This is a genomic window from Bradyrhizobium sp. 18BD, assembly GCF_054185225.1.
Genome location: NZ_JAVAYL010000025.1, coordinates 88,127 through 100,782 on the forward strand (window position 1 = coordinate 88,127; position 12,656 = coordinate 100,782).

13 protein-coding genes are annotated in these 12,656 nt (G+C 65.4%); 10 read left to right on the top strand and 3 right to left on the bottom strand.

Translation table 11 applies throughout. The features are described from left to right. The first annotated feature begins 176 nt into the window (after positions 1 to 176). From RAD16_RS34530 to RAD16_RS34575, 10 genes are all read left to right on the top strand, one after another. Entirely contained in the window at positions 177 to 1,019 is an 843-nt protein-coding gene (locus RAD16_RS34530) for an IclR family transcriptional regulator (protein WP_458162356.1), read from the top strand. Between the two features lie 113 nt (positions 1,020 to 1,132). Continuing rightward, positions 1,133 to 2,101 (top strand): Bug family tripartite tricarboxylate transporter substrate binding protein, encoded by a 969-nt coding sequence (locus RAD16_RS34535; protein WP_458162309.1) that lies wholly within the window; start codon positions 1,133 to 1,135, stop codon positions 2,099 to 2,101. Continuing rightward, positions 2,098 to 2,583: a tripartite tricarboxylate transporter TctB family protein gene (locus RAD16_RS34540; RefSeq protein WP_458162310.1), complete on the top strand. Its 486-nt coding sequence runs from the start codon at positions 2,098 to 2,100 to the stop codon at positions 2,581 to 2,583. Before RAD16_RS34535 ends, RAD16_RS34540 begins: the two co-directional genes overlap by 4 nt. Further along, a complete protein-coding gene (locus RAD16_RS34545) occupies positions 2,583 to 4,082 on the top strand; it encodes a tripartite tricarboxylate transporter permease (protein ID WP_458162311.1) in 1,500 nt (499 codons plus the stop codon). Before RAD16_RS34540 ends, RAD16_RS34545 begins: the two co-directional genes overlap by 1 nt. Positions 4,083 to 4,135: 53 nt before the next feature. Continuing rightward, on the top strand, positions 4,136 to 4,933 hold the full coding sequence (locus tag RAD16_RS34550; protein WP_458162312.1) for an NYN domain-containing protein: 798 nt from the start codon (positions 4,136 to 4,138) through the stop codon (positions 4,931 to 4,933). A gap of 85 nt (positions 4,934 to 5,018) precedes the next feature. Further along, entirely contained in the window at positions 5,019 to 6,821 is a 1,803-nt protein-coding gene (locus RAD16_RS34555; protein ID WP_458162313.1) for an adenine deaminase C-terminal domain-containing protein, read from the top strand. Between the two features lie 152 nt (positions 6,822 to 6,973). Continuing rightward, complete coding sequence (gene gcl / locus RAD16_RS34560) at positions 6,974 to 8,764, top strand: glyoxylate carboligase (protein WP_458162315.1); 1,791 nt, start codon at positions 6,974 to 6,976, stop codon at positions 8,762 to 8,764. Between the two features lie 11 nt (positions 8,765 to 8,775). Further along, positions 8,776 to 9,561 (top strand): hydroxypyruvate isomerase, encoded by a 786-nt coding sequence (gene hyi / locus RAD16_RS34565; RefSeq protein ID WP_458162316.1) that lies wholly within the window; start codon positions 8,776 to 8,778, stop codon positions 9,559 to 9,561. A gap of 12 nt (positions 9,562 to 9,573) precedes the next feature. Then, positions 9,574 to 10,461 (top strand): 2-hydroxy-3-oxopropionate reductase, encoded by an 888-nt coding sequence (locus RAD16_RS34570; RefSeq protein ID WP_458162318.1) that lies wholly within the window; start codon positions 9,574 to 9,576, stop codon positions 10,459 to 10,461. A gap of 111 nt (positions 10,462 to 10,572) precedes the next feature. Then, positions 10,573 to 10,956, top strand: coding sequence for a DUF1236 domain-containing protein (locus tag RAD16_RS34575; protein ID WP_458162319.1), 384 nt, complete (start codon positions 10,573 to 10,575; stop codon positions 10,954 to 10,956). A 58-nt stretch (positions 10,957 to 11,014) separates the two neighbouring features. Here the strand turns inward: RAD16_RS34575 and RAD16_RS34580 are convergent, their stop codons facing one another. The 3 genes from RAD16_RS34580 to RAD16_RS34590 all read right to left on the bottom strand — a co-directional run bounded on the left by RAD16_RS34580 (position 11,015) and on the right by RAD16_RS34590 (position 12,620). Next, complete coding sequence (locus RAD16_RS34580; RefSeq protein WP_458162321.1) at positions 11,015 to 11,377, bottom strand: VanZ family protein; 363 nt, start codon at positions 11,375 to 11,377, stop codon at positions 11,015 to 11,017. Positions 11,378 to 11,454: 77 nt separating this feature from the next. Further along, a complete protein-coding gene (locus tag RAD16_RS34585) occupies positions 11,455 to 12,051 on the bottom strand; it encodes a thiamine pyrophosphate-dependent enzyme (RefSeq protein WP_458162322.1) in 597 nt (198 codons plus the stop codon). A gap of 8 nt (positions 12,052 to 12,059) precedes the next feature. Then, positions 12,060 to 12,620 carry a thiamine pyrophosphate-binding protein gene (locus RAD16_RS34590; protein WP_458162323.1) on the bottom strand — a complete coding sequence of 187 codons (561 nt, stop codon included), beginning with the start codon at positions 12,618 to 12,620 and terminating at the stop codon, positions 12,060 to 12,062. Between the last annotated feature and the right edge of the window lie 36 nt (positions 12,621 to 12,656).

Below are 12,656 nucleotides of genomic sequence, written 5' to 3' on the forward strand. Positions count from 1 at the left end.
CCCCGCGTGCGGGGAGAAGTCGAATTGCGCAGCAATTCGGGTGAGGGGGGGCTCCGCGAGCCCAACTCTCACCGCATCTGCGGAGATAGCCCCTCACCCCGTCCCTCTCCCCGTAAGAACGGGGCGAGGGAGAAGAGGCGGCTCGCGTCTTGTCTGATTGGCAAATGCAGGTCGCGATGAGCAAGAACGTGATCCGGCGCAAATCGCTCGAGCCCCGATCGCCATCGGAGGCCGACCATGACGCGCGTGACGGCGGCGTACAGTCCGTCGACCGCGCGCTGTCGATCCTCGAAACACTGTCCGAAGACGACGAAGGCTATCGCCTCAGCGATCTCGCGGTCCGCACCGGCCTGTCGGCCTCGACCGTGCACCGCCTGCTGGCGACGCTGGAAAGCCGCCGCTTCGTGCAATTCGATCGCGCTGAATCCAAATGGCATGTCGGCGTGCGCAGCTTCACGGTCGGCGCCAGCTTTGCGCGGCGGCGCAATTTCTCCACGCAGGCGATTCCTTACTTGCGGAAGCTGCGCGATCTCACCCGTGAGACCGCCAACCTCGCCGTGGTCGACGACGAATTCATCATCGTACTGACCCGCATGGAGAGCCGCGAGATCATGCGCTCGCTGACCCAGGTCGGCGGCCGCGTCGCCATGGTGACATCAGGCGTCGGCAAGGCCGTGCTCGCGACTTACTCCGACGAGGAGGTCGCCGCGGTCATCCGCCATCACGGTATGCCGCGCCTGACCGAGAAATCGATCGTGCGGCCGAGCGACCTGTTCAAGGAGCTCGAAAAGATCCGCAAGCAGGGTTTTGCGCTCGACGATGAAGAGGCCTGCATGGGCCTGCGCTGTATTGCCGCAGTCGTCTACAACGACTGCGCCGAGCCGCTGGCGGCGATCTCCGTCTCCGGCATGACCAGCCGCCTGACCGACGACAGATTGCCTGAAATCGGCCAGATCGTGCGCGAAGTCGCCGGCGAGCTGACGCTCGCACTCGGCGGTGTGCTGCCAAAATCCGGCTGACCAGGAACCAGCCGCTGTCGCTGGACAGCATAGGTCGTTTTGGCTGATATGCGACCAAACGACACAATGCGGCAAACGATCAACACGTCCGCACGAGCCTGGAGAATACCCCGATGTTTCAATTTCCCGCGCGCCTTGTCGGCGCAGCTGTCGCGCTGACCCTTGCGGCCGCGACGCCTGCCTTTGCCCAGCAGCTCGAGCTCAAGCTGATGGCGCCGGCGGCTCCGGGCGGCGGCTGGGACCAGACCGCGCGCTCGATGCAGCAGGCGCTGGTGGCTTCCGGCGTGGCGCGCAGCGTGCAAGTCACCAACGTTCCCGGCGCGGGCGGCAGCGTCGGCATCGCCCAGTTCGTCAACGGCGCCAAGGGCGACGGCAACCAGCTGATGGTCAACGGCTTCGTCATGGTGGGCGCGCTCGCCATGAACAAGTCGCCCGTCACGCTCGAGCAGGTGACCCCGATCGCGCGCCTCACCGAGGAAATCCAGGTGATCGTCGTGCCCGCGAATTCGCCCATCAAGAACGCGCAGGACCTCGCCGCGGCGGTGAAGGCCGATATCGCCAAGGTCACCTTCGCAGGCGGTTCGGCCGGTGGCGTCGACCATGTGATGGCGGCGCTGTTTGCGGGCGCGGTCGGCGCCGATGCGAAGAAGATCAACTACATCCCGTTCTCCGGCGGCGGCGAGTCGCTCGCCGCGATCCTCGGCGGCAAGGTCACCGCAGGCATTTCGGGGCTGAGCGAATATGAAGGCCAGATCAAGTCCGGCAAGCTGCGCGCGATCGGCGTGACTTCGGAGAAGCGCATCGCGGGCAGCGATATCCCGACCTTTAGGGAGCAAGGCATCGACCTCGTGATCGCCAACTGGCGTTCGGTGGTCGCGCCTCCCGGCATCACGCCCGAGCAGAAGAAGACGCTGAGCGATGCGGTCGAGAAGATGGTGAAGTCTGACGCCTGGAAGGAGATCCTCAAGCAGAAGGGCTGGGAGGATGCCTATCTCGGCGGCGACGCCTTCGCCGACTTCCTGAAGAAGGAAACCGTGCGCGTCACTGACGTGCTGAAGTCGGTCGGCCTCGTCAAGTCATGACCTCAGGCGATCCCGCCCAGCCGCCGCGGCGCGTCGATCGCGCCGGCATCGTCATCGCTGCATTGCTGGCGGGCCTCGCCGCGGTGCTGGTCTGGGACGCGCGCGGCTTGCAATCGACCGCGATGTACGGCATGGGGCCGGAGGCGATGCCGGTGGTGGTCGCATGCGGCCTTGCGCTGCTGGCGATCGGCAATTTCATCGATGCGTTGCGCGGGAATCTGCCGGAGCGCGAGAGCGCCGATCCGGTGCCGGTGTTTCTGATCCTCGTTGGCCTCGCACTTCTGATCGCCATCATCGGCTTCGGCGGCGGCTTCATCCTGGCGACGTCGGCGCTGTTCGTGACGACGTCGGCGGCGTTCGGGCGCCGTGCCATCATGGTCGACAGCATCATCGCGCTCGTGATGTCGACGCTCATCTACCTCGCATTTGACCGGCTGCTCACGCTCAGCCTTCCGACCGGCCCGCTGGAGCGACTGCTGTGATGGACACTTTTGCGGCGCTGGCCCACGGCATGGCGGTCGCCATCCAGCCGATGAACCTGCTTTATGCGCTGATCGGCGTATTCCTCGGCACCGCCGTGGGCGTGCTGCCCGGCATCGGCCCGGCGCTGACGGTCGCGCTGCTGCTACCGGTCACCTACAAGCTCGATCCCGGCGGCTCGCTGATCATGTTCGCGGGCATCTATTACGGCGGCATGTATGGCGGATCGACCACCGCGATTCTCATTAACACACCCGGCGAGAGCGCCTCGATGGCGACTGCGCTCGAGGGTAACAAGATGGCCAAGGCCGGCCGCGGCGGCCCGGCGCTGGCGACCTCCGCGATCGGCTCCTTCGTCGCCGGCACCATCGCCACCATCGGGCTCGCCTTTCTGGCGCCGTGGCTGGTCGATTTCGCCGTGCGCTTCGGCCCCGAGGATTACTTCGCGCTGATGTGCGTCGCCTTCGTCACGGTGTCGGCGACGTTCGGTGATTCCCCGATCCGCGGCCTGACCAGCCTGTTCATCGGCCTGACGCTCGGCCTCGTCGGCATCGACAAGCTGACCGGGCAGGCACGGCTCGCGTTCGGCGTGCCTGAGCTGCTCGATGGCGTCGAGGTGACGACGCTGGCGGTCGGCCTGTTCGCGGTGGGCGAGGCGCTCTATGTCGCTTCGCGGCGCCACCACACCGAGGAAAAGCTCGAGCCGGTGCGCGGTTCACTGTGGATGACCAAAGAGGACTGGAAGCGGTCGTGGAAGCCGTGGCTGCGCGGCACGATGTTCGGCTTTCCGATTGGTGCGCTGCCGGCGGGCGGCGCGGAGATCCCGACCTTCCTGTCCTACTCGACCGAGAAGCGGCTCACAAAGCATCCCGAAGAGTTCGGCAAGGGCGCGATCGAAGGGGTCGCCGGACCTGAGGCCGCCAACAACGCCTCCGCTGCCGGCACGCTGGTGCCGCTGTTGACGCTGGGCCTGCCGACCTCGGCAACCGCCGCGATGATGCTGGCGGGCTTCCAGCAATACGGCCTCAACCCGGGGCCGCTGCTGTTCGCCGAGCGGCCTGATCTGGTCTGGGGTCTGATCGCCAGCCTCTTCATCGCCAACTGCATGCTGCTGGTGCTCAACCTGCCGTTGGTCGGCCTGTGGGTGCGGCTGCTCGCGATCCCGCAGCCCTGGCTCTATGCCGGCATCCTCGTGTTCGCGACCATGGGCACCATCGCGGCAAAGCCGTCGGTGGTGGAATTGTCGATGTTGGCCGGTTTCGGCGTGCTCGGCTTCCTGATGCGCCGGTTCGATTTTCCGATCGCGCCCGTTGTCGTCGGCCTGATCCTCGGGCCGATCGCCGAGAGCCAGTTGCGACGCGCGCTCGCGATCAGTCTCGGCGATCCCATGACTCTGCTCCAGAGCCCGATCTCGGCGACGCTGCTCGCGCTCGCGCTGATCGCGCTGCTGGCGCCGTTCGTGCTAAAGGGGCTGGGGCGGTTCAAGGCGAACGAGGATTAGCCGTCCTGGCGCACGCATCTTCCGATGCTGCGTTCATCTTGTGGGGAAACGCCATGCCGTCGGAACTTCGCTCGCCTCGTCTCGCCGTCCTGATCGACGCGGACAATGCCTCCGCAAAAATCGCGGATGGGCTGTTCGAGGAGATTGCCAAGATCGGCGAGGCCAGCGTGCGTCGCATCTACGGCGATTTCTCCAACGCGCGGTCCAGGGGGTGGGCCGATATCCTGTCGAAGCATGCGATCATCCCGCAACAGCAGTTCGCCTACACGACGGGAAAGAATGCATCGGACATAACGCTGGTCATTGACGCAATGGACCTGCTTCACAGCGGCCGGTTCGATGGCTTTTGCCTGGTGTCATCCGATAGCGACTTTACCCGTCTAGCCGCCCGCATCCGGGAGCAGGGCGTCGATGTCTTTGGGTTCGGCGAGCAGAAGACACCGGAAAGCTTCAGGCAGGCTTGCCGAAGGTTCGTCTATACCGAGAACCTGCTCGCGGGTACCGCGACCACCCAGGATGCCTCCTCGAAGTCTGCGCCGCTTCAGCCGCCCGATGCGGCCACGCCGATCATCAAGAAGGTGATCACCCAGATGGAAACCGAGGACGGTTGGGTCGCGCTCCGTGAACTCGGGCAGCGGCTCGCCAACCTGGCTTCCGATTTCGATCCAAGAACTTTCGGTTTCCGCAAGCTGAGCGACCTCGTCCGAAAGACGAACTCATTTGAGATCGATGATACAAACGGGCGGTCGGTGCGGATCAGGGTCAAGGCCGCCGCATCGCCGCCGACAGCACAGAAGTCGCGCAGACGTCCAAGGTCGAGGGCGGCAGGCGGTTCGGCGCCTAAGGCGTAAGCAGGGCGTGCCGTTATATTTGAGTTTGCCCGGTCTGGCGCAGGGCGTAACACTCGTTCGGCCGTAACGCCAAGCGAGGGTTCCCATGACCAAGCTCACCCGTTTTGCCGTCGCGCCGCTGCACAGCATGACGCGGCGCCTGGCCGACGTCGCCTCGGCGCGTCTCGCGCCGGAACTCGTCATCACCGGCGCGCGGGTGCTCTCGACCTATTCGGAGCGCATCCATGGGAACCGCGAGGTCTGGATCACCGGCGGCCGCATTGCCGCGGTGAAGCCGGCCGGAGCGGCGAAGAAGGTCTGGAGTGGCGTGTCGTTGTATGACGCAGCCGGCGGCATCATCGCGCCAGGCCTGGTTGATCCGCACATCCACATCGAATCCTCGATGGTGACGGCCTGCGCCTATGCCGAGGCGGCCCTGCTCAACGGCACCACCACGATCTTCTGCGACAGCCACGAGATCGGCAACGTCATGGACGTCGCCGGTGTCGAGGCGATGCTGGAGGACGCGCGCGAGGCGCCGCTCTCGATCTTCCTGACCGTGCCGAGTACGGTGCCGGCGACATCGGCCGCGCTGGAGACGGCGGGCGGCGATCTCACGCCCGACAAGATCGCCGGTCTGTTCGACCGCTGGCCCGAAGCCGTCGCGCTCGGTGAGAAGATGGACTTTGTCCCTGTCACGATGGGCGACGAGCGCAGCCATGCAATCCTCGCCGCGGCCTTGAAGCGCGGGCGCCCGGTGTCCGGCCATATCTACGGCCGCGAATTCGTCGCGGCCTATGCGGCCTCCGGCGTCACGGACACCCACGAGGCGATAGACCGCGATATCGCCGACGATCTGCTCGACGCCGGCGTCTGGATCTTCCTGCGTGGCGGGCCGCCGACGACGCCATGGCATTCGTTGCCGCAGGCGATCCGGACGATCACCGAGCTCGGGGCCTCCCACAAGCGCACCGCCGTGTGCACCGACGATCGCGACGCCGATGATCTGCTGTTGTTCGGTCTCGACTGGGTGGTGCGCGAAGCGGTGAAGGCGGGGATGTCGCCGGAGCAGGCCTGGTCGATGGGCTCGCTGCATGGTGCCACGCGCTTCGGCATGGAGGGCGATATCGGTGGGCTCGGCGGCGGCCGCCGTGCCGATCTCGTGCTGATGGACGATCAGCTCAAGCCGCAATGCACCTGGTATGGCGGCGAGCTCGTGGTCGAGCGCGGCAAGATCACGCCGCTGCTCGATCAGGCGCTGTCGCAGCGCTATCAATATCCCAAGGCGGCCTATGCGACGGTCAAACTGCCGGAGACGATGAAGCTGACGCCGGAGCTTCCGGCGAAGGCCTGCATCGTCAACGCGATCAAGACCGCGCTGCCCGGCATCACGCTGATCCACGAAAAGATCAGGATCGAACCGGCAAAGGATTGGCCCTCGTTGTTCGAGCGCTACGGCCTCTGCTTCGTCGCGGTGGTCGAGCGCCACGGCAAGTCGGCCGGCAACGTCGCCCATGGCCTGCTCAGGGAATTTGGCCTCAAGCGCGGCGCGGTCGCCTCCAGCGTCGGGCATGACAGCCACAATATCATCGTCGCCGGAACCAATGAGCCGGATATGCAGGTCGCAATCTCGGCGATCAAGGAGAAGCAGGGCGGCGTCTGCGTCGTCGCCGACGGAAAGGTGAGGGCGCTGGTCCCGCTGCCCATCGCCGGCCTGCTCTCCGAAAAGCGCGTCACCGAGGTGGCCGACGAGGTCAAGGTGCTGAAGAAGGAATGGGCCGAGGCCGGCTGCACCATCCCCTACATGGGCTTCAATTTGATTCCGCTATCGGTCATTCCGGAAATTCGCATCACCGACAAGGGCCTTGTGCTGGTCCCGCAGATGGAGCTGGCGCCGCTGTTCGAGTGAGGCGCTTTCACGGATATCGCGGCTTAACCGCTTGAGAGACCCTTGTTTTTTCCACGGCTGCCGCATCGTGGAAAATAAAATCGATCTCGTTGAGATCGCTTCTTGCGCGCCCGATGATCTCGCTCGCTGACGCAACCCAAGCGAGGTCCGATATGGCGAAAATGCGCGCTGTCGATGCTGCCGTGCGAATTCTGGAGAAGGAAGGCATCTCGACTGCCTTCGGCGTTCCCGGGGCTGCGATCAATCCGCTTTACTCGGCGCTGAAGAAGCGCGGGTCGATCCGCCACATCCTCGCGCGCCATGTCGAAGGCGCATCGCACATGGCCGAGGGCTATACGCGGGCCAAGGCCAGCAATATCGGCGTGTGCATCGGAACCTCGGGGCCGGCCGGCACCGACATGATCACCGGGCTCTATTCGGCCATCGCCGATTCCATTCCGATCCTCTGCATCACCGGGCAGGCGCCGCGGGCGCGGCTCTACAAGGAGGACTTCCAGGCGGTCGACATCGAGTCGATCGCAAAGCCCGTGACCAAATGGGCGGTGACGGTGCGTGAGCCGGCGCTGGTGCCGCGCGTGTTCAGCCAGGCGTTTCATGTGATGCGGTCGGGCCGGCCGGGGCCGGTGCTGATCGACATGCCGCTCGACGTGCAGCTCGCCGAGATCGAGTTCGACGACGAGACCTATGAGCCGCTGCCGGTCTACAAGCCGACGGCGACCCGCAAGCAGGTCGAGAAGGCGCTGGAGATGCTCAACGCCGCCGAGCGGCCGCTGATCGTCGCGGGCGGCGGCATCATCAACGCCGATGCGTCGGACCTGCTGGTCGAGTTCGCCGAGATCGCCAACGTGCCCGTCGTCCCGACGCTGATGGGATGGGGCGCGATCCCCGACGATCACGTGCTGATGGCCGGCATGGTCGGTCTTCAGACCAGCCACCGCTATGGCAACGCCACGCTGCTGGAATCCGATTTCGTGCTCGGCATCGGCAATCGCTGGGCCAACCGTCACACCGGCTCGGTCGAGACCTACACCAAGGGCCGCACCTTCGTGCACGTCGACATCGAGCCGACCCAGATCGGGCGCGTGTTCAACCCCGATCTCGGCATCGTCTCGGACGCCAAGGCCGCGCTCGAGCTTTTCGTCGCCGTCGCCAGGGAGTGGCGCCGGTCAGGCAGGCTTCGCGAGCGCCAGGCGTGGCCCGCGGCCTGCCGCGATCGCAAGAAGACCATGCTGCGCAAGAGCCATTTCGACAACGTCCCGATCAAGCCGCAGCGCGTCTATGAGGAGATGAACAAGGCGTTCGGCCGCGACACCACCTATGTCACGGTGATCGGCCTGTCGCAGATCGCCGGCGCGCAGTTCCTGGGCGTCTACAAGCCGCGCAACTGGATCAATGCCGGGCAGGCGGGCCCGCTCGGCTGGACGCTGCCCGCCGCGCTCGGCGTGCGTGCCGCGTGCCCGGATCGCGAGATCGTCGCGCTCTCCGGTGACTACGATTTCCAGTTCCTGATCGAGGAGCTCGCAGTCGGGGCGCAGTTCAATCTGCCCTACATCCACGTCGTCGTGAACAATTCCTATCTCGGCCTGATCCGCCAGGCCCAGCGCGGCTTCGACATGGACTATCACGTCCAGCTCTCGTTCGAGAACATCAACGCACCGGAGATCGGCGTCTACGGCGTCGACCATGTCACGGTGGCCGAAGGCCTCGGCTGCAAGGCGATCCGCGTCACCGATCCCAAGGACACCCAGGCGGCGTTCACGACAGCGCGTGAGCTGATGGCCAAGTACCGCGTGCCCGTCGTCGTCGAATTCATCCTCGAACGCGTCACCAACATCGCGATGGGGACCGAGATCGACAACATCGTCGAGTTCGAGGAGGTGCTGGATCTGCCACTCGACGAGGTCGGGACCAGGAAGCCCGGCGTGCTGCAGCCGGCTGAATAGGGGAGAGCATCATGCCGAAATTCGCCGCCAACCTCACCATGCTCTTCAACGAAATGCCGTTTCTCGACCGCTTCGCTGCGGCGAAGTCGGCCGGCTTCTCCGGGGTCGAATATCTCTTCCCCTATGATTTCGACAAGGCGCAGCTCCGCGAGCAGCTTGAGGCCCATGGCCTGACGCAGGTGCTGCACAATCTCCCCGCCGGCAACTGGGCCGGCGGCGAGCGCGGCATCGCGATCCTGCCCGATCGCACGGCCGAATTCCGCGATGGCGTGTTCCGCGCCATCGACTATGCCAAGGCGCTCGATTGCGACCAGCTCAACTGCCTCGTCGGCATCGCGCCCGTCGATGCCGATCCGCGCGAGCTTCAGGAGACGCTGGTCGGAAACCTGCGCTTCGCCGCCTCGACGCTGGCGCGGGAGAACATCAAGCTGCTGGTCGAGCCGATCAACACGCTCGACATTCCCGGCTTCTACCTCAACGGCACCGAGCAGGCGGTGCAGCTCGTCTCCGAGGTGCGGTCGAACAATCTGTTCGTCCAGTACGACATCTATCACATGCAGATCATGGAGGGCGATCTCGCCCGCACCATGCAGGAATATCTGCCGCAGATCGCCCATATCCAGCTCGCCGACAATCCCGGTCGCCACGAGCCGGGCACCGGCGAGATCAACTACCCCTTCCTGTTCCGCCATCTCGACGCGATCGGCTATCGCGGCTGGATCGGCTGCGAATACAAGCCGCGCACCACGACGCTGGAAGGCCTGTCCTGGCACGCCGCGCAAACCTTCGAGACCTGAGGAACGAGTGACATGATCGACATCGGCTTTATCGGACTTGGCACCATGGGACGGCCGATGGCCGGCCATCTTCTGACCGCGGGCCATCGTGTTCTCCTACACGACGTCGCGCCGGTCCCGCCGGATCTGGTCAAGGCGGGCGGCGTTGCCTGCAAGTCGGCCAGGGAGGTCGCCGAGGAGGCGGATGCCGTCATCATCATGGTGCCGGATACGCCGCACGTGGAAGCCGTGCTGTTCGGCAAGGACGGTGTCGCGAGCGGCATCTCTAAGGGCAAGATCGTGGTCGACATGAGCTCGATCTCGCCGCTGGCGACGAAAGAGTTCGCGAAGAAGATCGAGGCGCTGGGTGCGGACTATCTCGATGCGCCGGTGTCGGGCGGCGAGGTCGGCGCCAAGGCGGCGAGCCTCACCATCATGGTGGGCGGGCCCGAGCGCGCCTTTGGCACCATGAAGCCGGTCTTCGACAAAATGGGCAAGAACGTCACCCATGTCGGTGCCAATGGCGACGGTCAGACGACCAAGGTCGCCAACCAGATCATCGTCGCGCTGACGATCGAGGCGGTGAGCGAGGCGCTGCTGTTCGCGTCCAAGGCGGGGGCCAACCCTGCGCTGGTGCGCAAGGCGCTGATGGGCGGCTTTGCCTCCTCGCGCATTCTCGAGGTGCATGGCGAGCGCATGGTGAAGCGCAATTTCGATCCCGGCTTCCGCATCGAGCTGCATCAGAAGGATCTCAACCTCGCGCTCGAAGGTGCGCGTGCGCTCGGCCTGTCGCTGCCGAGCACGGCGGTGGCGCAGCAATTGTTCTCGTCCTGCACCGCGCATGGCGGCAAGGCCTGGGATCACTCGGCAATGGTGCGGGCGCTGGAACTGATGGCCGGTCACGAGATCGCCGCGGCCTGAACTGTTACGGGGTAACAGTCTCCGATTTGATGTGAGTTTCATCGCGGGGGAACGGGAACAATGCTCCCGCCCCGCGGTTGATGGCGCACAACAACACTGGAGAGTGTGGATATGAAGACCCGTCTTGCGATTTCGTTGGCTGCCGCCTCGCTGCTGGCGTCGAGTGCAGCCTTTGCTCAGTCGACGACCGAACAGGGCGCCAGGGACGGCGCACGCGCGGGTGGCGACATCGGCGGCCCGATCGGCGCAATGGTCGGCGGTACCGTCGGTGCGGCCGTCGGCGCCGGATTGGAAATTCCGAATGCGGTGCTGGGCGGAATCCCGCGCGATGATTCCGTCGTGATCCACGAGCGTGTCGTGGTCGGCGAGCCGCTGCCTCCGACCGTGGTGCTGCGCCCGGTGCCGAACTACACCGAGTATCGCTATGCGGTCGTGAACGATCGCCGCGTGATCGTCGAGCCGCGCACGCGCCGGGTCGTCAGGATCATCGACTGATCGATCAGAGCGCAGGCTTTGAAGAACTGGGCCCTGCGGAGCATCGCTCCGCGGGGCCTTAGCTTGTGAGGGCCGAATTGGTGCGGACGCGCGTCATCACCCAATCGGCGATCGCCGCGAGCGCAAAGCCGATGCAGGCGGTGCCGGCATCGACCAGAAAATCCTCCAGCCGCGCATGCCGGCCGGGTGCCAGGAACTGCATCAACTCGAGCGCGCCGATCAGCGCCACCGCGATGGCGGCGACGACCCAGCGCCGGTTGCGATAGGCGAGGCCGAAGGCCAGCCCCACCAGAATGAAGGCAAGCGCGTGCTCGCCGTCCTGACCGAGGTCGGAATGGGGCCGCAGGCCCGGGGGCCCGAGGGTTGCGAAGGTCACGGCGGCGGCGAGCAGCCAGGCAAAAGACCGAACGAAAATGGACATCCGGTGCCCATAGCACGGATTTGCAGCAGCCTGTCGCGGAGGCGGGATCAGATCGTCGTGTAGTTAATGACGAAGCGTTAAAGTGGCTCGCGCACGCCGAGGCCGTGCATGAAGCGTTCCCGGATCTGGACCGGATCGCGCCGGGTGGTGCCGACGCCCGGCTTGTCGTCGATGCGGACGGCGATCAGGCTCGGCTCCGAGGCGGCCATGGCCTCGTCGACCAGGCGCTCGAAATCCTCCTCGTCCGCGGCCCAGGTGCTGTTGGCGAGCCCCGACGCGGTGGCGATACCGACGATGTCGGCGACACTTGCAGCCGGCGTCGGCTGCGCGCCGGTAATCTGGTAGATGCCGTTGTCCATCACGATCATGATCAGGTTCTTCGGCTTCAATGTCGCGATCGTCGAGAGCGCGCCGAGCTGCATCAGCAGCGAGCCATCGCCTTCGAGCGCGAAGACGCGGCGATCGGGCTGTGCCAGCGCCACGCCGAGCGCGATCGGGAAGGCGAGGCCCATGCTGCCGAGCATGTAGAAATTCTGCGGACGGTGGCCGGCGGCCCAGAGATCGAAATTGGTGTTGCCGATGCCGCCGATCACGGCTTCCTCGTGCTTGAGCTTTGCGATCAGGCGCGAGGTCACATCGAACCGGTTCATCACCTTGGTGTTGCGCGTATTCATGGCGGCGCTCACTTGTCGAAGGTCTTGCCGCCGGTGAGCAGCGGGTTGAGGATCAGCGCCACCGGCGCCTGCGTGGTGACGGCCTGCTTGATCGAGCGGTCGGCGATGAATTCGAGCTCGTCCAGCCGGGTGATGGTGTGGTGCTCCAGCGCCAGCGAGTCCAGCACCGGGCGCATGGTGCGGCACACCAGCGACTGGCCGTAATTGAACTCGCCGAGCGTGCCGCGTTCGGACACGAACATGATCAGCGGGATTTGGTAGGGCACCGCCAGCGAGGCGAGCACGTTGGCGAGCGTGGCAAAGCCGGAGGTCTGCATCAGCACCGCGCCGCGCCGTCCGCCCATCCAGGCGCCGGAGACGATGCCGACGGCCTCTTCCTCGCGGGCGGTGGCGAAGGTGGTGAAGAAGGGATCGGCGTGCAGGTTCTTGATCAGCGGCGTCAGCACCCGGTCGGGCACGTAAGGGATGAGGCTGATCTCGTTCCGCTTCAGGGTCTGCAGGACGATGCTGTGCCAGCTCTTGTCGCTGGACGCCTGTCCCGCCGAGGCGGGCTGTTCCGCAATCGCCATCGCGCTCTCCCTCATGCCGCGCATGCTTCTTCTTGG